This window comes from Enterococcus sp. DIV0167, from assembly GCF_050541555.1.
GTDB lineage: Bacteria > Bacillota > Bacilli > Lactobacillales > Enterococcaceae > Enterococcus > Enterococcus faecalis.
Genome location: NZ_CP172933.1, coordinates 2,345,977 through 2,365,296 on the forward strand (window position 1 = coordinate 2,345,977; position 19,320 = coordinate 2,365,296).

25 protein-coding genes and 1 pseudogene are annotated in these 19,320 nt (G+C 30.4%); 6 read left to right on the plus strand and 20 right to left on the minus strand.

All coding sequences use genetic code 11. From position 1 onward, the window contains the following. Positions 1 to 36: 36 nt before the first annotated feature. The gene (locus IGM09_RS11240) at positions 37 to 189 is read right to left on the minus strand and encodes a DUF6906 family protein (protein ID WP_113826078.1); all 153 of its coding nucleotides are present in this window, start codon (positions 187 to 189) and stop codon (positions 37 to 39) included. Between the two features lie 226 nt (positions 190 to 415). Between IGM09_RS11240 and IGM09_RS11245 the strand changes: the two genes are divergently transcribed. Beyond that, positions 416 to 604: a hypothetical protein gene (locus tag IGM09_RS11245; protein ID WP_002394271.1), complete on the plus strand. Its 189-nt coding sequence runs from the start codon at positions 416 to 418 to the stop codon at positions 602 to 604. Here the strand turns inward: IGM09_RS11245 and IGM09_RS11250 are convergent. The 4 genes from IGM09_RS11250 to IGM09_RS11265 all read right to left on the minus strand — a co-directional run bounded on the left by IGM09_RS11250 (position 591) and on the right by IGM09_RS11265 (position 1,854). After that, positions 591 to 752 carry a hypothetical protein gene (locus IGM09_RS11250; protein WP_002394272.1) on the minus strand — a complete coding sequence of 54 codons (162 nt, stop codon included), beginning with the start codon at positions 750 to 752 and terminating at the stop codon, positions 591 to 593. The two genes, IGM09_RS11245 and IGM09_RS11250, sit on opposite strands and share 14 nt — an antisense overlap. Positions 753 to 774: 22 nt before the next feature. Further along, positions 775 to 1,191, minus strand: coding sequence for a DUF961 family protein (locus tag IGM09_RS11255; RefSeq protein ID WP_002380876.1), 417 nt, complete (start codon positions 1,189 to 1,191; stop codon positions 775 to 777). Further along, complete coding sequence (locus IGM09_RS11260; protein WP_002365226.1) at positions 1,191 to 1,517, minus strand: hypothetical protein; 327 nt, start codon at positions 1,515 to 1,517, stop codon at positions 1,191 to 1,193. Before IGM09_RS11260 ends, IGM09_RS11255 begins: the two co-directional genes overlap by 1 nt. An 85-nt stretch (positions 1,518 to 1,602) precedes the next feature. Next, the gene (locus IGM09_RS11265) at positions 1,603 to 1,854 is read right to left on the minus strand and encodes a hypothetical protein (protein ID WP_113826079.1); all 252 of its coding nucleotides are present in this window, start codon (positions 1,852 to 1,854) and stop codon (positions 1,603 to 1,605) included. A gap of 745 nt (positions 1,855 to 2,599) precedes the next feature. Between IGM09_RS11265 and IGM09_RS11270 the strand changes: the two genes are divergently transcribed. The 3 genes from IGM09_RS11270 to IGM09_RS11280 are packed head-to-tail and all read left to right on the plus strand — an operon-like array spanning position 2,600 to position 4,007. Further along, entirely contained in the window at positions 2,600 to 2,983 is a 384-nt protein-coding gene (locus IGM09_RS11270; protein WP_002394275.1) for a helix-turn-helix domain-containing protein, read from the plus strand. Beyond that, positions 2,980 to 3,633, plus strand: coding sequence for an ImmA/IrrE family metallo-endopeptidase (locus IGM09_RS11275; protein ID WP_002365229.1), 654 nt, complete (start codon positions 2,980 to 2,982; stop codon positions 3,631 to 3,633). The genes IGM09_RS11270 and IGM09_RS11275 overlap by 4 nt, the downstream gene beginning before the upstream one ends. Before the next feature lie 38 nt (positions 3,634 to 3,671). After that, a complete protein-coding gene (locus tag IGM09_RS11280) occupies positions 3,672 to 4,007 on the plus strand; it encodes a winged helix-turn-helix transcriptional regulator (protein WP_002402309.1) in 336 nt (111 codons plus the stop codon). Positions 4,008 to 4,044: 37 nt separating this feature from the next. Here the strand turns inward: IGM09_RS11280 and IGM09_RS11285 are convergent, their stop codons facing one another. The 4 genes from IGM09_RS11285 to IGM09_RS11300 all read right to left on the minus strand — a co-directional run bounded on the left by IGM09_RS11285 (position 4,045) and on the right by IGM09_RS11300 (position 7,443). Continuing rightward, a complete protein-coding gene (locus tag IGM09_RS11285; protein WP_113826080.1) occupies positions 4,045 to 5,376 on the minus strand; it encodes an FAD-dependent oxidoreductase in 1,332 nt (443 codons plus the stop codon). 99 nt (positions 5,377 to 5,475) lie between these two features. Further along, positions 5,476 to 6,411 (minus strand): aldo/keto reductase, encoded by a 936-nt coding sequence (locus tag IGM09_RS11290; protein ID WP_205216848.1) that lies wholly within the window; start codon positions 6,409 to 6,411, stop codon positions 5,476 to 5,478. A 14-nt stretch (positions 6,412 to 6,425) separates the two neighbouring features. Then, complete coding sequence (locus tag IGM09_RS11295) at positions 6,426 to 6,845, minus strand: MerR family transcriptional regulator (protein ID WP_002365234.1); 420 nt, start codon at positions 6,843 to 6,845, stop codon at positions 6,426 to 6,428. Positions 6,846 to 6,861: 16 nt separating this feature from the next. After that, positions 6,862 to 7,443: a histidine phosphatase family protein gene (locus IGM09_RS11300; RefSeq protein ID WP_002380883.1), complete on the minus strand. Its 582-nt coding sequence runs from the start codon at positions 7,441 to 7,443 to the stop codon at positions 6,862 to 6,864. 221 nt (positions 7,444 to 7,664) lie between these two features. Here IGM09_RS11300 and IGM09_RS11305 point away from each other — a divergent pair, with 221 nt between their 5' ends. Continuing rightward, positions 7,665 to 7,994, plus strand: coding sequence for a winged helix-turn-helix transcriptional regulator (locus tag IGM09_RS11305; protein ID WP_002365236.1), 330 nt, complete (start codon positions 7,665 to 7,667; stop codon positions 7,992 to 7,994). A 78-nt stretch (positions 7,995 to 8,072) separates the two neighbouring features. Further along, positions 8,073 to 8,681 (plus strand): hypothetical protein, encoded by a 609-nt coding sequence (locus IGM09_RS11310; RefSeq protein WP_002371732.1) that lies wholly within the window; start codon positions 8,073 to 8,075, stop codon positions 8,679 to 8,681. Between the two features lie 126 nt (positions 8,682 to 8,807). On the opposite strand, the gene IGM09_RS11315 is transcribed toward IGM09_RS11310, so the two are convergent. From IGM09_RS11315 to IGM09_RS11365, 11 genes and pseudogenes are all read right to left on the minus strand, one after another. After that, positions 8,808 to 9,857, minus strand: coding sequence for a hypothetical protein (locus IGM09_RS11315; RefSeq protein ID WP_113826082.1), 1,050 nt, complete (start codon positions 9,855 to 9,857; stop codon positions 8,808 to 8,810). Between the two features lie 250 nt (positions 9,858 to 10,107). After that, positions 10,108 to 10,335 (minus strand): hypothetical protein, encoded by a 228-nt coding sequence (locus IGM09_RS11320; protein ID WP_002380886.1) that lies wholly within the window; start codon positions 10,333 to 10,335, stop codon positions 10,108 to 10,110. Between the two features lie 90 nt (positions 10,336 to 10,425). Continuing rightward, positions 10,426 to 10,625: pseudogene (locus IGM09_RS11325) on the minus strand (cold-shock protein). 748 nt (positions 10,626 to 11,373) lie between these two features. Next, entirely contained in the window at positions 11,374 to 12,171 is a 798-nt protein-coding gene (locus IGM09_RS11330) for a GH25 family lysozyme (RefSeq protein ID WP_010824191.1), read from the minus strand. Between the two features lie 210 nt (positions 12,172 to 12,381). Continuing rightward, positions 12,382 to 12,879, minus strand: coding sequence for a PepSY domain-containing protein (locus IGM09_RS11335; protein ID WP_010824192.1), 498 nt, complete (start codon positions 12,877 to 12,879; stop codon positions 12,382 to 12,384). A 79-nt stretch (positions 12,880 to 12,958) separates the two neighbouring features. After that, positions 12,959 to 13,246 (minus strand): hypothetical protein, encoded by a 288-nt coding sequence (locus IGM09_RS11340; RefSeq protein ID WP_010824193.1) that lies wholly within the window; start codon positions 13,244 to 13,246, stop codon positions 12,959 to 12,961. A 702-nt stretch (positions 13,247 to 13,948) separates the two neighbouring features. Next, the gene (locus tag IGM09_RS11345) at positions 13,949 to 14,728 is read right to left on the minus strand and encodes a TraX family protein (protein ID WP_010824194.1); all 780 of its coding nucleotides are present in this window, start codon (positions 14,726 to 14,728) and stop codon (positions 13,949 to 13,951) included. 161 nt (positions 14,729 to 14,889) lie between these two features. Further along, positions 14,890 to 17,028 (minus strand): bacterial Ig-like domain-containing protein, encoded by a 2,139-nt coding sequence (locus tag IGM09_RS11350; RefSeq protein ID WP_113826083.1) that lies wholly within the window; start codon positions 17,026 to 17,028, stop codon positions 14,890 to 14,892. Positions 17,029 to 17,038: 10 nt separating this feature from the next. Then, complete coding sequence (locus tag IGM09_RS11355; RefSeq protein ID WP_113826084.1) at positions 17,039 to 18,031, minus strand: DUF916 and DUF3324 domain-containing protein; 993 nt, start codon at positions 18,029 to 18,031, stop codon at positions 17,039 to 17,041. Next, complete coding sequence (locus IGM09_RS11360; RefSeq protein ID WP_010824197.1) at positions 18,028 to 18,342, minus strand: LPXTG cell wall anchor domain-containing protein; 315 nt, start codon at positions 18,340 to 18,342, stop codon at positions 18,028 to 18,030. The genes IGM09_RS11355 and IGM09_RS11360 overlap by 4 nt, the downstream gene beginning before the upstream one ends. A gap of 87 nt (positions 18,343 to 18,429) precedes the next feature. Next, positions 18,430 to 19,101 carry a WxL domain-containing protein gene (locus tag IGM09_RS11365; RefSeq protein WP_010824198.1) on the minus strand — a complete coding sequence of 224 codons (672 nt, stop codon included), beginning with the start codon at positions 19,099 to 19,101 and terminating at the stop codon, positions 18,430 to 18,432. Positions 19,102 to 19,320 lie beyond the last annotated feature (219 nt).

Genomic DNA, 19,320 nt, shown 5'->3' on the forward strand with positions numbered 1-19,320 from the left:
CCGCCAAGTCTAACACTACTTCTCCGCCACCTACTTTCAATAATAAATTCCCTTCAAATTACCACTTTCTTTATGAAGAAAAATCACACTACTCTTCAACCGTCTTCCTACTAACCAATTTGTTGGATTCAATCGGCAACTTTTCAACAACTCTTTTTCTTTCCTAACTAGGCGTTTCCCTTGTTTCATTTAACCTCTCCTTTTCTTTATTATTAATGTCTATTAACAAATCTTGTTAACACAAATTAATAGTAAAAAGGGCACTCGTTAGAATGCCCTTTTTAGCTGTTAAACGGTGCTACCGATTCGTCTGAATATGATATTTACTTTCGTTTCAATTCCCACATCCAATTAATTTTTTCAGAAATTTCTGGTTCAGTGGTAAAATATTAACAAAAGGAGGTGTCCTATAATAATGCTAAAAACAATTGAAAAAGCATGTGAAATAGACATGCAATCCGTAACAATTATTCTTACCAACAATCAAAAACTCAAAATTGAAAAATTCCAATCAATTATTGATGATAAAATTTTAGAGTTTATCAGTTCTAATATTCAATACTACATCCCTGAAAAAAGTATTCTCTATTTTACAACGTCTTAAGAGATACCATTGTTCGTTTCATTTCATAATCTATTTTAATTGAAAGATAATCTAGCGTTACTTTTGCTTGTTCAAAGGTAACGTTTTTTTGTGCCAAAACTTCATACAATTCATCACCTATTTTTTTTAATTCTTCTCTTTTGCTCATTTAATCTACCTCAATCTAATATTTATTTTTGCTCATTTGCTTGATTCTTATTTTCTTTTTGTAGTGTAGGTTGAGCTGGTTTAACAGCTCCTACTTTTTTTATACCCACTGCACGGACTTTAAACGCTTGTTCTGTTTGTACATTGTCATTAAAACCTTTGTAAGCATTAAGCCATCCACGAGCTGTTACATTTCCAGTCAACTCGATTTCATCATCATAATTGATATCACTAACGTCATAGCCTGGATCAATCGCAATTTCTACTTGGTCATTTAATTTGCTAGAATAAACCGTTACTCGTTGTTCACGAACATCGTCAGTCACATTTCCTTCACCATCACGTTCATTAATTGCAACTACTTCTAAGAAATTCATCGTACCAAATGTTCCTACTACATCAAAATTTTCAATCGTGTTATTTTCAAATGATAATCCCATTATTTATTACCTCCAACTACTTCTAAACGTTTTGCATAAACTACCATGTCAATTGAGCGACTATTTCCAATGTTATTCCGTTTTACATTGATTCGTGCTACTGGATCAATTAATTTTACTTCTTCACGGCCATTCAACATTTGTGAATTTCGTAAATGAGGAACAAAAATCTCAAAATCACGTTGCTTTTCGCTTGAAGCGGTGAACACACGACCACGAACAGGTGCTCCATTTACATAAATATCACGTTCTGTTTTATAAACAGCTTTAATTTTACTTCCTAAATTTTTATCACTTAATGCAATTTCTTGAATTCTATTTGCCAAAATAATTTCCTTCTTTCACTAATTTTTATACAAAAATAAACAGTCAACCATTGACTGCCTTTCTCTCTTTATGCAATTCTTCTTATTAACTAAAAAACACAACTTGACAAGGTTTATGATAACCTGTCATTTTATATGTTCGTTGTAAAATCTGATTTTTTAATAATCGACTTTCAATTGTTAAGCGTTCCATGTTTGTTAACTTAACCGCACTCTTACCTAACTTCTTACGTTCTAAGTTATAGCTCTTTTCTATATCCAAAATAGAAAAAGTTTTTTTCTGTCGTTTCATACGTTCAACAAACTTCTCAACAAAAAGTAATAGCTCTTCTTTCATTTTTATCCTCCTTATTCACTTAATAACAAATTCTGTTCTTTCATTTAAAATAAAAAAGTACAACTAAAATAATACAGTTGTGCTTACTAAAGTTAATATTGAATATTCTTTTAGAAAAAATCTTTTCCACGCTTAAAAATAACAACTTTAATTGTATTTCAATTTTAGATTCTTACGTTCATCACAATACATAGAATCATCTTCAATGGCTAGTGACTCTTACATTCCATCACATCACGGCACATTAGATAGTACTGTAATATACGGTGTACAGCTCTCCTCCTTTTATTGAGCTTGCATAGATTTTTTTATTCAATCTAGTTCAGCAACTATTTCCAGCGTGTCTCACGACATGGTTATTGAAAATAATCTGACAGCTCTGCATTAATCTGTCATCAATATGGCTCTAGTTAAAGATACTACTGCCACCTTGCGTCCCATTCAACGGCTGGTACGCACCACCTCAACAAGACTTACAACATTTAATGAAAACTTCACCCTTGTTTTATCTCGTCAAATACCGTACAATAAAAGTGTCTAAGTTTTATTTTACGGCGTTTACGAAATGGAGATTCATTTTCTTCTCGTGAACGCTTTTTTGTTTATCCAATCGAAAAGTTAAACATTTTGTTTAACTAGTGTTAAGAATATACCTTTTAAAATAAATTGTCAACACTTTTTGTTTAACTTTCTCAATTTTGTACACAAAAAGTTTATAATGTACTTATAAGAGGAGGTAAAACCAGTGCAACCATTAGCAAAAAGACTACAGCTTTTAAGAGAAGAAAAAGAATGGACAAAAACATATGTTGCAAAACAACTAGGCTTAAATAACTTAGGAACCTATGCAAACTGGGAATATGGAACACGTGAACCAGATTCGGAAATGCTATCAAAAATTGCTTCCTTATATGATGTATCTACCGATTTTTTACTAGGTAGAACAGAGGAAAGAATACATCTAAACGACAAGGAAAAAATTGGAAAAAATATCATTTCTCATTTTCGTTTAAATACTTCTGATATGGACATAGAAGATATAGAAGAATTAGAAGAGGAATTAATCGACTTTCAAGATTTTCTTATAAAAAAAGCAAAAGAAAAAAAGGAACGTAACAAAAAAGATTGATTGGACTGTTGTTGGTGGATTTTATTAGTAAAGAACTCTATTTTGAAGCATTTAATTTTTCAAACGAATTAATAAAAGAAGTATCTTACTACTCTTCCAAAAATATTGAACAAGTTAAATGCTTTGATATTGAAAAATATGTAAAAGAAGTTGAAGATGTTGAATTTGTTGAATACACGTTTCAAAAACAACTTAAAAGACGGATGCTTGGTTCAATATCTAAAGTAGACGATGAAGTCATTATAACAACAAACAAAGAATTAATGTTAGAACGAAAAAATTTCACTAAAATGCATGAGGTTATGCATTACTACATAGATATACCTAAAATTAATAATGCAACTCATACTTTTTCTGATATTCTTTTAAAAAATGGTTACTTGATGGAAGATTTTCCAAAAGAATATCGTGCTAATGTCGGTGCTAGCATGTTAATGGCAAATGACCAAGCCTTGTTTTACGCATTAAAAAAATTTTATTCATTCGAAGAAATTGCACAATACTTTTTTATGAGCAAATCTGCATTAAGAAATAGACTCATCGAACATCTTATGTATGTAAATAACTGTACTTTTGCACACGCTAATACACTTTTTAACAATTATTACTTTCATAAAGAAACTGACATCTACAGATTTATTTTCAATTAGTTTTTATTTTTAATGATTCATAAAAGGAGTGTTATATAATGGATAAAAACGTAGAAAAAAAATGCCCTGTAGAGGCTTTATCTAATATACTTGGAAAAAAGTGGATCCCCCAAATAATAGAATCCCTAAACGGAGGATCTATGCGCTTTGGAGAAATTTGCCGATTGCTTCCGAATAGTTCTCCAAAAATGATCAAACAACAACTAAAACTTTTGGAAGACAATGAGATTGTTAAGAATGAAAAAGAAGTTTTCAATAATACTACTTCGTCTACTTATTATTTGTCTGAAAAGGGAAAAGATTTAGCAACTATTGTTTTACAGATGAAATTATGGGGTCAAAGAGAATTAGATTGTACAAATCTAAAAAATTGAAGTTCATTTCTATGGTTATGAAATGAACTTCAATTTTTTATTTTAGTAAATCATTTAAAGATTCCGACATAGTAGGGTGGGTATACACTCTATCACGTAATACTTTATAGTCCATATTAAAATCCATTGCCAACGAAATAAGATTTATTAATTCATGAGATTCTGCACCATATAAAGAAGCTCCCAAAATCTTTTCAGTTTCTGCATCTATTATTACTTTAAAAATTCCTATTGTCTGATCAATAATATGGGCTTTAGGTATAGCTTTTACAGGTAAACTAAAAACTTTATAGTTTACTTTGCTTTTTTCTAGCTCTTTTTCTTTTATTCCAACACTTGAAAAAGGCGGTGTTATAAATACACTGTATGGTATATTACCTCTATTCATAGTATTTCTCGTTTTGTCACCATAAAGATAATCCACGATTATTCTATAATCATCTAAAGAAATATAGGTAAATTGTAGGCCCCCTTTTACATCACCTATTGCCCAAATATTTTCGACAGATGTTTTTAAAAATTCATCTACAACAATAGCCCCATGACTATCCGTTTTTATATTTGTATTTTCTAATCCTAAGTTATCTGTATTAGGTCTTCTACCTGTAGCTACAAGCAATTTAGACACTTCTACTTTTTTTCTTTTACCAGCTTGAGTATATATTACTTCAGTATAATTATCTTTATCTATGATATGGTTTATAGATACCCCTAACTGAATATCAATTCCCTTATCTAAAAAATCTTTATATATTAATGTTGAGATATCTTCATCTTCTCTAGGTAAAAATTCAGAGCTAGCATCTAAAATACTAACTTTGCTTCCATAAGAATTAAACATTGATGCAAATTCTAACCCAATGTAACCAGCACCTATAATAACTATTTTTTCTGGTGCTATCACTTGTTCCATAGCAGTTGTAGAATCTAAAACATTTTTACTTTTATTTAACCCATCTATAGGTAATTTGATAGCTTTTGAGCCCGTATTAATAAAAATACGTTCACCTTCAACTTGGATTTTCGTATTATCTGTCTTAGTGATTTGTATGATTTTATCTGATAAAAATTTAGCTTTTCCATTTAAAATAGTTATATTCTCTTCTTCAAAAAGGTTATTGTAATTTTTTTCTCTCAACTTACTTGTCAAACTATTTTTTATTGAATGCGCCGTTGACATATCTAAATGTTTTTCTCCATTAATTATTAAAGATTTTGATGGTATACATCCTACATTAATACATGTCCCTCCATACATTAGTTCAGATTCTTCAATCATCAATACCTCTTCACCACGCATAGCAATTTCTTTTGCTAGTGTTTTCCCTCCCTTTCCAAAACCAATAATTATATTTTTATATTTGTTCATAACAATCACTTCCTTTCTAAAATAATTTTATAAGGTTTTATTATAGCTAGCAATTAGTTACTTTAAAGTAACCATATAGACCTATCTTTTTTAACTCCTTTAATCCACATTAGTTTCAGTGTCTAGCATTCTATTCATAAACCATTCCACTTGCTGTGGTGCGTCATGATCAAAGAAAGCAGATTCTTTCATGTCTAAATTCGCTATCTTTTCAATGTCTTCTTTTGAAAGCTCAAAATCAAAAATATCTATATTTTCAGACATTCGTTCAGGATGGACTGATTTTGCTAAAGCTACAATCCCTCTTTGCATTAGCCAGCGAAGCACAACTTGACCAATTGACTTGCCATATTGCTCACCGATTTCTTCTAATACTGGATTTTTGAATAGTTCATGGCGGCCTTCTGCAAATGGTGCCCAAGCTTCTATTTGCACTTCATATTTTTCGTGCCATTCCTGATCTTCAATTCGCTGATTCCATGGATTCACTTCAATTTGATTAATTTGAGGTTTTACTTCATTCAATCCAACAAACTCAATCATTTTAGCTGACTTGAAATTTGAAATTCCTATTGCACGCAATTTCCCTGCTTTTTGAGTAGCAACCATTGACCGCCATGCACCATAAATATCTCCATATGGTTGATGAATAAGATAAAGATCAAGATAATCCAATCCCATTACTTTAAGAGAATGTTCAATCGTTTCCTTAGCTTTGCCCTCTGATGCTTGAAGAATAAACAATTTAGAGGTAATAAAAAGTTCATCTCTAGTGACCAGATCTTCATTGATGGCACGTTTGATTCCCTCACCTGTTTCTTTTTCATTTCCGTAAATAGAAGCTGTATCGATCAAACGGTATCCTGCTTTAATGGCTTGATAGACTGCTTCAGCTGTTTCTTCTAATGGAATTTGATACACACCAAATCCCAATTGAGGCATTTCTACACCATTATTCAAAGTAATTGTTTGCATATTGTTTTCCTCCTCTAATTTCTTTACATGTTCTATCCTAAATCTTAGAGTTAAATACATAAAAAGAAAAAAATTTATTTTTTTCGTTCCCATAGTTTTTCGACTTTATCAGGATCCAATTCACCAGCTTTAAATTTTGCAATATGATCCTCATATGTTTCTATCTTGTACACAAGTAATTCTCTTGTTTGTTGCATTTCCTCTAGCTTTTTATCTAATTCTACTAACTGTTCTTTTAAAATATGCTTCTGCGCATCTTCTACATTTTGTTTATCTCTAAGTTGTGCTAAAGTTGAAAATTCAATCAAAGATTCTATAGATAAGCCTGCATTACGAAGATTTTTTACTAAATAAACCCAATTTAAATCTTTAGTTTTATAGTCTCTATATCCACTACTGTTTCTTGATACAGGAGGTATTATTCCCACTCGTTCATAATATCTTAACGTATCTACTGTTAAATTAAACATTTCTGCTGCCTGTTTTATATTCATTATTGTCTTTACCTCCTTACTCTAAATGTGAAAAATCATGATTAATAATCTCTTCTAAGTAAAACTGATCATTCTCAAAACAAAATTTCATAATACTACAGTTACCAATAGGAGCTTGCGGTGTAATATCACTTAAATGCGCCCACTCTCTTATAAATTGCCTACAAGCTGCTCCATGTGAGACTACTAAAATAGTTTTACCTTGTTCTTTCTGCATAATATTTACTAAGCATTTTGTTACTCTTTTTCTAAACTCTATTTCTTCTTCACCACCATATTGTACAAAAAAATCTCTATAAGGTAATGGTGGATTTAAATATTCATGCTCCGCTTCTAATCTGCCAAAATTCCATTCTTTTAAGCCTTTATGCCTCTCATAGTTTATTTCTGTAATTAATTCTAATGTATCTGAAGCTCGTTCAAGAGTAGAAGTGTGTGCACCATCAAATACAATACCGTTTTTTTCAAAAAATTCTTTAGCTATCTTAGCTTGTTCAATTCCTTGTTTTGTTAAAGGAGAATCGCACCATCCTTGAATTTTTTTTTGTTGATTGAACAATGTTTGACCATGTCTCATTAAATAAAGTGTCTTTTTCATCTATCTAACTCCCTACTATCTATTTTTCATCATTATAAACCTTGAAGTTAACTTCAAGGCAACTGATTATGTTTTAAAATATATATCTATAATTTTTCACACAATATTAGCTAAAATAGAAAGTCTATTAATAAAATTTTATTAGATATTTCCGTTGAAATTATCTATAAATTTAATTTATACTATAGATAAATTAAAAATTCTATTCGGAGAACAAAATTATGAAAAAAAATCCACAATTACCTATTTGTGATGTAGAAACAACAGTTAAACTAGTTAATAGTAAATGGAAGGTCTTGATTATCCGGGATTTAATGACTGGTTCCAAAAGAAATAGTGAGTTAAAAAGATCATTGAGTGGAATTTCACAAAAAGTTTTGACAGCTAGTTTAAAGTCAATGATTAAAGATGGCCTTGTTGAACGTATTGATTTTAAAAAAAATCCACCCCATGTCGAATATAAATTAACTAAACTAGGAAATACATTATTACCTGTAATTGAATCTATGAGAGAGTGGGGAGAATTTTACAAAACACAAGTTAACATATAGTTACATTTTTGTACCTACTTCTCATTCTAAAAAAAATAAGCTATCCTTATATTATAGAAAATTAGGGAGCGTGAAAACATGGATATAGAAATGTTTGATTTTGAGCAAGTAAATGTAAATGCCAAACTTACTACTTTAAAAAAAGATATTGTTTTAAGAGTTGTAAAATCAAATAAAATAATGGAATTTGATGAAAATACCTACGCTAAAGTAACTAATTTTTCTTTTCATAATGGTATAATTGAAGTAAAAATGTTAAGTAGGTTATTGTCGAATGCTCCAAACTTTGCTCGAGGTTTTATCGGTATTGCATTCAGGATAAATGATGATGATTCTAAATTTGAATCTTTTTATATACGCCCTACCAATGGTCATAGCGAAGATCCTATAAGAAAGAATAGAGCAGTACAATATTTTTCATACCCCAACTATACCTTTGAATATTTTAGAAATCTTAATATAGCGGATTATGAAGGTTCAGCTGATATTAAGCTTAACGAATGGATTACTTTAAAAGCCATAATTCAAGAATCTAGAGGTGAATTTTATATAAACAATAATGAAACTCCTTCTTTGGTTGTAGAGAACATGAAACTTGGGGAGGCTGCTTCTGGTAGTATAGGATTGTTCGTTGATATCGGTACAGAAGCGTTTTTTAAAGATTTAAAAATTATAAAATTCGATTAAATAATAACAATTGCATGCAATAAAAAAGTCTGAAAAGCATTAACAATAATGTTCTCAGACTTTTTTTATAAACAGTTCAAAATATTCATTACAGTGATTATTAACATTTAAATTACTTTAATGTTCTTACATTTTATGCTCTCTTTCAGGATTTTTTACTAAGTTAGCTCCTAATAATCCAAATAGGGAAGTAATAATTAAGCCAACGACCATTGCAACAAATCCCCAAATAGATGCTTTAGCTGTCGTGTTTGATGCATCCTCTGCCGCTTGTCTTGCTTCATCGATTGATTCTTTCAAATCATCTTTAGCTTTATCTAAATTAGTACGCGCAGTGTCAATTTGTTTTTGGGCTTCATCACTAGCAGTTTTTAATTCATTGTAAATATTATCTGTTGCTTGTTGTGCTTCTTCTTGAGATAAGTCACTATTTTTCGCTACAGCATTCGCAATCGCATTTTTATCTACGGAATCGCCAATTTTTTTCGCTTGGTCTTGTAAAGAATCCGCTGTAGAAGCAAAAACCTTATCTGCATTTTCAGGATTTTTTACAATTTCTTTACCAGCATCTTTGATTTTATCAGTAGCTTCACTCATTTGATCTTTTAAATAATCTGGTTGAAGTTCTGGAACATCCGTATCTTTTAAATATTTATTTACATTGTTTTGTAGTTCTTTTGTATTGACCGTGCCAATTTCATTAGTTACTTTATCAAAACCTTTTGAAATCGCATCGCCAGTAGTAGAAGCAACTGCCCCAACACTATCCCCTACACCAGAAGCAACATTTCCTAAAAGGGAACCGATTGCTGAAAATGTACTAACTGCTGTATAACTCACTAAAAGCATTACTACAATCATACTTGTTGCCCATGTTAAGAAACCGTGCAATAAACCAATTCTTTTAGCCGCTACACCAGATACAAATCCTGCAGCCATCAGAGATAACACAATAGTAATAATCGTCCAAATAATGAGTCCAGTCCCAACGCCATCTAAAGGGTTACTTGATGTCGGTTTTAAAGTACCGAACCCAATCGCTGATCCAATAAGTCCAAGAGTCATAAAAATAGATAAAAATGTGATTACTCCAGCAAAAACTGACCCCCAAGAAATATTATTTCCAGCTTCATCTTCTGTAAAATAAGTTCTGAATCTTGTATTTCTTTTCCCCATTATATATATCCTCCTAATTTTTATTTACAATAAAATTATATAGGATGTTATTTATCTATACAAATATTTTGATTTTCTATAATTATAAACTGTTATTTAAAATCATTTATTCAATTTGTTTTATGTGATAAATACCCTGTTATAATTCAATAAACTAATTACGAAAAAATTATCAAGTATAACTACTAGTTAATACTAGTTTGCATAAAATTTTTTTAGATTTTAATAATTCATTAATTGTAACTATTTATCATTCATGCTTAGATCCATATAATTTGTCATATCCAATCACAATTGTTTCATTTTTTTCTTTGTGACCTTTGATGCTGTCCAATTCTATAATTGCTGAATTGGTCAATAAATCTTTTATCTTACCACTTCTTATTTCTTTTCTATACATAAAAGACACATGTTGATTTTCAGAAAATTGTTTACTACTCTCAGAAGGCACACTTGGTTTCCATCCATTAAATCCCATAATTTTTCCTCTTTTCTGTAATTTCAAATTTTTTCATACAATAAATATTAAAAAATAACGGATCAAAAATTGATCCGTTATTACTCGTAATTAAGCTTTTGCAATATTAGCGGGTTGCGGCCCACGGGACCTTCTTCAGTATCAAACGTTACGATTTGTCCTTCATCTAAAGTTTTAAATCCATCTGTTTGGATAGCTGAAAAATGGGCAAATACATCATTGCCATCTTCACCTGTAATAAATCCAAAACCTTTGTCTGCGTTAAACCATTTTACTGTACCATTGTTCATATATATTTCCTCCTAGTGCACTAAAACATGCAAATTATTGCAAAAAATGTTGAGTGGCAAAAGGAGAAGTATAGTTTTTAGATATATAACTCAAATTACTTGTTAAAATTGATTACTTATTCACTATATCACATTAATAAGGAATAAACAAAACTAAGTCTTTTTGAGATATTTTAGATAGTAATTAATTCAAAATTATTAAGAATCAATTATATTTAAAAATAAAGGTAACTAATATGAAAATTAATGTTAGAATTTACTTGTGTCAGAAAGTAGGTGTTCATATGAATACTAATTTTTATCCAATAAAAGTTTACTCTTTAAACTACAATCTATATTCTTCACGCTCAAAAGCTTTTTTAACAAAAAAAATAAACAATAATCAAACAGTTGATTCTTTCTATGCCGTTTTAAATTTAAGGGAGATAAAAAATATTGAATTACGTTTATCCATATTAGATATTGATATTGATAAATATAAAAGACTTGATCACGCAATTAATCGTTGCAAGGAACTCATGTATATGTATAAGTAGTTAAAAAATTTATTCACTAATTAAATAAATTTTGCTCTAAAAACACTATTATTTGCCAATAGTGTTTTTATTTTATACTCCACTTATATCAATGGGATTAACTTTACTCAAATTATAAACAACTAAAATAAAAAAAGAAGACCAAAAATCGTAAAAAGATTTTTGGTCTTCTATTCTATGATTCTTAATCCTCATATCCTATTCTATTTTATTCACTTAGTAGTAAAGCGTCCTAAGTAATCCACGTTATAATCAAAGTTAATTCCAGGAACGAAATCAAAAGAGCCTTTACTGCTCCATTGCCAAGCAGCTGTGTCTGTGTGTAGTAAATTATTGGCACTTGGGTTCGCTGGCCATTCTGCCACCCAACTGTTTCCTTTACCTAAAACGTCATATTCCATCCAATTATTATTGAACCAACTAGCGCTAGAATAATGGACAACATTTTTGAAGCCGCGTTTTGCCAATTGATCTCTAAAGTAAACAGAAACTTTTGTAGCATCCGCGTTAATCATTGGCGCTGTTTCTGCATCATTAACCATGACACTGTTTTGGGATAGCCCTAATTCTTCTGCGTAATCTGCATAGTAATTAGCTTGATCGATTGCTTCTTGTTGATTTTCAAACCAAGAAAAATGATACGTTGAAACAGTTAGACCTGCTTTTTTTGCATTGGTAATTTGACTAGGTGCTAATGGATTTTTGTAGGTTGTTCCTTCAGTTAATTTGACTACTACTCCTTTAATTCCCATATTTTTCATCTTTTGAAATTGTTCTACAGAAATCTCTCCATTATGAGAGGAAATATCGATAAAATCTACTCTCGGAGGTGTTTCACTGAGGCTGCGTTTACTTCTTAGCAAGGAATAATTGACAGGGTCATTTTGAGCAAAACTTCCTAATTCATAGTTACTCGTCACAATATTTTTTGCTTCTGCTGGAACACTCGTTATAAGACCTCCAAAAGTTAGTCCTATTCCTAAAGCAAATAACTTAGTTGAAATATTCATTTAACCATTCCCTTCTTTTTTTGATATAAGGTACATTAACAGAATAGATCTTTAATGAAAAATACTAAACGCTTATAAAATTTCTGATTAACTATTCTTATTAATTACTACTGTGTGCTGAGGATAGATATATTTTTTAATTAAAAGAAATCTGATGTAATTGTCTTTTACAAAAAATGCTATTATTATGTTTTTAATCAAACTTAGAAATTATTTTGCATTAATTACAACTCTTTCAGATCCTGTATTTGTCTTAACATTAATATCATAAACTAATGTTCCATCTTTTTTCTCTAATCGCCAATCCAATACCCGTGGAGAAATCCCTCCAATTTTATTTTTAGCTTCTTCTAAAACTTTTTTTGTCGATTTAATCCCTTGAATCTCTCGTACGTTAAATTTCTCTTTATTATTCTCTCTACCACTAGTATCACTTTCTTTTTTTACTTTTTCATTTTGTGGATTTATATATATTTTTTCATCACTATTAATAAAAATATACTCATATTCTTTAGAACTCTCTCCGATGTCAAAGTTAACAGACAGAATTTCTGAATTATTCGTATTTGCTTTATAAATATTTGTTGCATTTTCAACATTAACTTTATAATCTGTGTTTGTAACCTCATCTTTTCCTATACCACAGCCAGTAAAAACAACAATTCCTCCTAATATAGTTATAGCAAAAAAGATTTTTTTTAACTTCATTCAATCATCTCCTAATCTATATTTGTCATGATATGATATTCTAATAAAAAAGAGTAGCTTATTAATATAGTGCATTACTTTATATTTTGTAAACACTTTCTAAACTGTAAGTTTCAATCATCCTAGTGACTTCTTCTTTTGTCTTAGGATTAACACGTTTAAATTCTTTCGCTAATTCTTCGAATTTTTTTATGGTTCCATCAGACATTCTAGTGAATATGAGATACGGATCACTTTCTTTTTTTACACTATTTCGATATAAAGATGCAGTTGTGGTCGATATTCTTCCGTTAGACATCTTTTCAATAGAATAAGCTGTCATCATTGGATTTCTTAGTAATTCAATAATGTCTTTTTGTGTACACATGTTTCTTTAGTCCTTTCTTTTATAATTTAATTGCAATTTTATCCAGAATAAGTTTGAAAAGTAAATCTAATTTAGATAATACATCGAGATATACTTAGAAAAAAAGTAATCATTCTAAAGATAATCATCATGATTTTCATAGCAAGACTTTATTCCAGCTAAAACAATTACTATTATCGAAACAAATTTTAACGATAGTAATAATAGCAAACTAAATTCTCCTTTATACATTTATTATTCAAAGTATTTCCCACCATCTTTTTCCTAACTTTAAAGTACCTAACACTATTAAACTATATTAAGAATAAACATGGCTATTGAATAATATAAAAATATACTAACAAAAATGAAAGATTAACTCCTCGTTGATACGAGTAATTCTGTTACAAAGCGTTAAAACGAACTATTAGTATTCCCATGATTTAAGTACGATTGAAAAGCTAAAAGATTTTATTCTTTTAAAGTATATCCGAGAGGTAACTGCATTGTTACAAAAAAATTAAAATTCAATTTTTCATCTTTATTTAATACGCAAAATATCAAGACAGTTTCAAACAATATATAGAATTTGGTTTAGATAATTTTAAGTTCTTAGACTATATAGATTAAAATACTACTTAAATGACAAATTTTAATCTAATCATATATAAACAAAGACAATATATTCAGGATTAGATTTCGCTTTTTAATTCTCTACTATACCTATTGACGAAGTAGAAAAGAGAAAATGGCAAAAACAATTATATGTGCAGGATAAAAATAGTAGAAAAAACTCTTTAATCCCTTACCTTTCTCTCCATTGTACAAAATAATAGGTATCGCTGAGAAAAACATCATCCATTGATAATTGTTAGAAAATAGATCTGAAAATCCGTTTGCCGCTGCCGATATTATAGATATAATGCCTAACGATAAAATTTGAAAATGTCTTTTTCCATGAAAAATATAAAACAGTACTCCTAATACTACCATCAAAAATCCGCCTTCTGTAACGAATAAAGATGGTAAAAATAAGGTGTATAGTTGTAAGCAAATCAGTTTTATCTTACTCATTTCACCCATCGTAAATATAAATGAAATTAATCCTATTAAGATCGGAATAAAGAACCAAAAGAAACTTGTTACAAATTTCCTTTCTTTTAAATATGCGATAGATTGCATATAAACTGTTCCTAAAAATAAAGTACTAAAAATATTATTTGCAATAATGTCTCCATTAACTAAAAAATATTCATTCAATATTAGATTGATAAAATTCATTCCCCAAAAACCTATTAGTAATCGTAGCATATATTTTTTTCGATTACTCGTATGAACAAATCCCTCAGAACTTTCAAATAAAAATATAGGAGCAGTAATTCTTCCAATCCAATGGAACCATACTGGCACCCCTAAAAAATTGAAAAATTCTGCTAAGTGATCAATTACCATTGTAATCAATCCAATAATCTTTAATTGAAATCCTGTTAAATATTTCTTCATGTTTACAAGCCTCACTATCAGTTTTTCAAGTATATCAAGAAGTTGAGATTCCAACTTCTTGATAACTTCTTTATTTAATTCAAAAATATACCCTTGTTCTTGATGAAATATATTATTCGTTTGAATAGTCTTTATTTCTATTCCAAGTCGCCATTAACACTTTATCCAGGTACATCTAGTAGTGTCCAATGCAATGTAGATTCATAGTTACCTGTTTTATTTTCTGATGGGACAGACAAAGTTATTCCTTTTGTTTCCAATTTATTTCTCCAACGACCTTTACCTTTTGTTTTCGTTCCATGCATTAAAATACTCGCTTTTCCATTTGCTTCTAATTGACAATCATATTGGGTGGGTTCCTCTGTTTCTAAATCAGATTCTAGTTTTCCTTTCGGAATAAACAAGCTTACTCCTTTTAAAATATTTTTTTTATTCTTTTTGTCTAGAAACGGAGATAATTCAACTTGTAATTGCCAATTTTTTCCCGTAATTGCAGGGGTTTCTAATTCAATTGAAGGATCTTCTTTCTTATTAACTACTGATTTATTTGTTGATGCAAGAATATTATCCTCAAAGTCAAAATTGGGCACCTTTTTTATTGTAAAACTTTCCTCTTTCACAGTAACTGTAACTGTATTGCTATAAATATACTTATTTTGTGCATTTAATATAGCTACATATACTGTATGCTTACCTGGTTTACTGGTATCTATTTCTCTGACTGGTTTCTGATCATCTATCCATACCCATTTTACCTCTTCTGGTTTAATTGGCTTTCCATCTTTATCTACTACATTTTCGAAGACTCTTCCCAAGTCCCATTTCTCACCTACGTATAACTCATCATCTTTTAATTTTGCTTTCGTTTGGTCTTCTTTTACCGTTACTGTAACTGTATTGCTATAAATATACTTATTTTGTGCATTTAATATAGCTACATATACTGTATGCTTACCTGGTTTACTGGTATCTATTTCTCTGACTGGTTTCTGATCATCTATCCATACCCATTTTACCTCTTCTGGTTTAATTGGCTTTCCATCTTTATCTACTACATTTTCGAAGACTCTTCCCAAGTCCCATTTCTCACCTACGTATAACTCATCATCTTTTAATTTTGCTTTCGTTTGGTCTTCTTTTACCGTTATCGTAGCTACATTTTTTACAGTTTCAAATTTCCCGCTAAAAATATACTGGATAGGTTGAACTCGTGGAGCACTTGTATCAAGTTTTTTAATATTCGTAGTAAGACGTGAGTGTCCCCAAGGAATGGATTTCCCGAATTCATTAGTTGCACTGACAAAATTATCTTTAGGGTCCCATTCTGTTCCCACATATATCGTACTATCTTTTGTTTTTAGAGTTGGTTTGTATGGTTTTACGGTTACATTAGCCTCAGATGTTACATATTCATTTTCATCGAGAAAGGAAAATTTGACTTTATAAACTCCTGGTTTATATTCATCCACACTTGCTGAATTGTATGTGATACGTGAAAAAGGGACATTTTTCCCCTCTTTATCAGTTGCACTGACAAAATTATCTCTAGCGTCCCAGTTTGTTCCCAGATATATCGTACTATCTTTTGTTTTTAGAGTTGGTTCGTGGTATTTTACTGATATCTTAACTTTATTACTAGATTTTATAAAGTTAGAAGCTTTCATCCTTACTTGCATTGTATACTCACTTGGTTTACTGGTATCTACTTCAGTAAAGGGCCAATCATTTATACGGATTTGACCGTCGTATTCTTTTAGTACTTGTTCCCAGGAAACAGTCTCGCCATCATGATTATATGCTTCTACGAAGGCCATTTTAGGGTCCCACTTCTCGCCTACAAACAGAGTGACATCTTTTAATACAATATTTGTTTTGTCTATTCTATGCGTTACTGTAACTTTAACTATATTACTATATCTATATTTGTAGCTTATTTGTACAGTGTACGTGCCAACCACATCAGTATTTAAGTTTTCTTTACCGCTTGGATCTCGACCGGTCCAATTGCCGTTTATATAGACATTTAGACTTGGGTCTCTGACGGAAATTGGGTTTCCATTTTCGTCGGTTACCTTATCAAAGAGATCAGTAAGATAAAGATTCGCTCCACTCATCACAGTTATGTCCTTTAATGATAATATAGGTGCTTGCAGTTCCATTGGAAACGGCTTTATTCCATGTTCTGCTGTTATTGTTGTTGGTGCTGATGAATTATTTAGAGTTTCTGATTCAGAAAAAGCAATACCTCCCTGAGTTATACAGAGGAAAGACACCATAAGTGATAATAAAATTTTATTCATATCTTTTCACCTACTTTTTTTTATAAAGTAAAAACATAATAGTTAATATAGAAAAAACCAGTGCAAAAATTAAAATTTTTATAATAAAATCTTCATTTACTTGTTCTTCCACATCTACTGCTTCTTCATTATATTTTTTTGCGTCGTCTTTTATCTCAAATTCTTTATTAAATGACCACTTATGACCAGCTTTATCAACTGCGGTTAGTTTCAAGCTGTACTTTCCTGGTTGAAATGATTGATTATCCCACGAAATAGGAAAGTCATAATTCGAATTAGGTGCCATTGATTGATTATTTTTCACCGTTTTATGAAAAACTTCTTTACTCTTTTCTTTATATACTTCAGCGGTAACAGTCATATCAGTAATCATTGTAGCGGTAGTATTTTGAAGATTAGCAAACAATGTCGTTCGGTAGTTGTTTAAACCAGGCTTAACTGAGTTTAGTTTTAATTCTGGCGTTACTTTATTTTCTGTTTCTGTCAGCTGTACCCCTATAACATAGGAATAATCATTTTTTATTTGAACTTTCTGATTCGTAGAATCTTCTTTCTCCTTCTTATGAATATGAAAACCACCTAAAAGAATTCCTTCAAAGGTTTTATCAGGCATCGTGATAGTATAAGGCACTTCTTTTTTTTCTTTACTATTCAACTTTATAATTTGGTCACCTGTTATCAGTTCTTTTAATTCATACTCTAGACTACTATCTTTTCTTTCTTTTGTTCCTTTATAATCAATAACACCATTGTCATTTGTTTGTGCTGTGTTATAATTCACTTCTAATTCAATTGGTTTTTCCAAATGATTTTCAAACGTAATACTTATTGTTTGTTTTTGTTTAGGTTTCATTAATAAATCGAAATAGGTATGTTCTTTGTTCCGCTGATTTTCTGGCAAGTTCGCCTTTACACTATACGCCATATCTGATGCACTAGCTTTATATGAAGGAAATAGTGTAATAAAACAAATTATACAGAGTGAACAGATGATTTTTTTCATAATTTATTCCTCCTGTTTTCTCTTCTTCTCGATAGAATAGTAGTACTTAGAAAAAATGCTAAAATACCCAATATAAATAATGACCAACTCGTTTTCGAACCTGTACTAGGCAAAAACATTTTTGAACTTCTACTTGGATTCATATTCTGAAAATCTTTTCTTATTATCTGTTCATGCTCTGATGAACTTTCTACAAATGTTATTGTGACTTGACTTTCAGCACTTGATTTTTGTTGTGCATTTGCAGCGTATGCTTCATCTTTGATTAAAAAACTACTTAATATACACAAGAGAACAGCTAATTTTTTCAAGATTCCTCACCTCTAACTTATATATGTTGTATGTAATCTCGCCAATAGCCAAAAACTAGTTTTTTGGCTATTGGTGAGTTTTTTTTATTAGGCTGGTGCATCGCTTAACTCCCAATGAATAATGCTGGAATAACCTTGCTTAGCTCGAGCTGATCCAGCGGGTACTTTTAATTGTACATTTGGATTATCATCTTTTTTCCCAGAAAATACATCTAACCAAGTTCCCATTCCTTGATCCGTTTGCGCTTGCATGATTACTTGTAAATCTTTATTTAAGGTAACATTACTTCCCTGAGGTTTTTCAGATACATTTCCACTTGTTGTCTTGATCTTTCCATTTTTTAATGAAAGTTCTGCTCCTTTTAATGTCTGTTTCTGATCTTCATTCTTAAATTCATCAATAGAGACTTTTAAATTCCAACCAGCTCCTGTAGCTCGTCGATCGGATACTTGAACATAAGGATGTTCTGTCTTAGCATTATAAGTAGCTTCTTTCTCTTTAATTTCCTGTTCGCCGAATTCAATGATAGGAACATGATCGATTGTAAGTGGTCCGGTATTACCTGTACCTGGTTTATCTGGATTTGGTTTATCTGGATCGGTAGGATCTTTAGGGACTATTGGATCAGTGGCATCTCCCGGAACTGTTTTTACTTCACTTTTTGATTCCGCTTTACTTTTCACTTCCGCATGCGTTGTTTGAGCACTAATGAAAAGTGACATGACAAGTACACTGGTTCCTAAAAATAGTTTTTTCATTCGTATATTTCTCCTCCTGTTTTATTTCTTCATTTCATTAAAAATTCTAAATTGCTTCTACTCTATTTTTTTTATATTTATAGACAAGGATTATCACTAAAACAATTTGTACGACATAGCATAGCTGTTTATTAATGGATATTAGTCTCTATGCGTGTGATTCAACTGTAATCCCTCCTTTCCTAAGATAACCAAACACATATGTCAGTCTGTACTTGT

Bases quoted from the DNA above. Each gene is read 5' to 3' on its own strand.
- IGM09_RS11240 (WP_113826078.1), bottom strand. From the start codon at position 189: ATGAAACAAGGGAAACGCCTAGTTAGGAAAGAAAAAGAGTTGTTGAAA.
- IGM09_RS11245 (WP_002394271.1), top strand. From the start codon at position 416: ATGCTAAAAACAATTGAAAAAGCATGTGAAATAGACATGCAATCCGTA.
- IGM09_RS11250 (WP_002394272.1), bottom strand. From the start codon at position 752: ATGAGCAAAAGAGAAGAATTAAAAAAAATAGGTGATGAATTGTATGAA.
- IGM09_RS11255 (WP_002380876.1), bottom strand. From the start codon at position 1,191: ATGGGATTATCATTTGAAAATAACACGATTGAAAATTTTGATGTAGTA.
- IGM09_RS11265 (WP_113826079.1), bottom strand. From the start codon at position 1,854: ATGAAAGAAGAGCTATTACTTTTTGTTGAGAAGTTTGTTGAACGTATG.
- IGM09_RS11280 (WP_002402309.1), top strand. From the start codon at position 3,672: ATGGATAAAAACGTAGAAAAAAAATGCCCTGTAGAGGCTTTATCTAAT.
- IGM09_RS11285 (WP_113826080.1), bottom strand. From the start codon at position 5,376: ATGAACAAATATAAAAATATAATTATTGGTTTTGGAAAGGGAGGGAAA.
- IGM09_RS11290 (WP_205216848.1), bottom strand. From the start codon at position 6,411: ATGTATTTAACTCTAAGATTTAGGATAGAACATGTAAAGAAATTAGAG.
- IGM09_RS11295 (WP_002365234.1), bottom strand. From the start codon at position 6,845: ATGAATATAAAACAGGCAGCAGAAATGTTTAATTTAACAGTAGATACG.
- IGM09_RS11300 (WP_002380883.1), bottom strand. From the start codon at position 7,443: ATGAAAAAGACACTTTATTTAATGAGACATGGTCAAACATTGTTCAAT.
- IGM09_RS11305 (WP_002365236.1), top strand. From the start codon at position 7,665: ATGAAAAAAAATCCACAATTACCTATTTGTGATGTAGAAACAACAGTT.
- IGM09_RS11310 (WP_002371732.1), top strand. From the start codon at position 8,073: ATGGATATAGAAATGTTTGATTTTGAGCAAGTAAATGTAAATGCCAAA.
- IGM09_RS11315 (WP_113826082.1), bottom strand. From the start codon at position 9,857: ATGGGGAAAAGAAATACAAGATTCAGAACTTATTTTACAGAAGATGAA.
- IGM09_RS11320 (WP_002380886.1), bottom strand. From the start codon at position 10,335: ATGGGATTTAATGGATGGAAACCAAGTGTGCCTTCTGAGAGTAGTAAA.
- IGM09_RS11330 (WP_010824191.1), bottom strand. From the start codon at position 12,171: ATGAATATTTCAACTAAGTTATTTGCTTTAGGAATAGGACTAACTTTT.
- IGM09_RS11335 (WP_010824192.1), bottom strand. From the start codon at position 12,879: ATGAAGTTAAAAAAAATCTTTTTTGCTATAACTATATTAGGAGGAATT.
- IGM09_RS11340 (WP_010824193.1), bottom strand. From the start codon at position 13,246: ATGTGTACACAAAAAGACATTATTGAATTACTAAGAAATCCAATGATG.
- IGM09_RS11345 (WP_010824194.1), bottom strand. From the start codon at position 14,728: ATGAAGAAATATTTAACAGGATTTCAATTAAAGATTATTGGATTGATT.
- IGM09_RS11350 (WP_113826083.1), bottom strand. From the start codon at position 17,028: ATGAATAAAATTTTATTATCACTTATGGTGTCTTTCCTCTGTATAACT.
- IGM09_RS11355 (WP_113826084.1), bottom strand. From the start codon at position 18,031: ATGAAAAAAATCATCTGTTCACTCTGTATAATTTGTTTTATTACACTA.
- IGM09_RS11365 (WP_010824198.1), bottom strand. From the start codon at position 19,101: ATGAAAAAACTATTTTTAGGAACCAGTGTACTTGTCATGTCACTTTTC.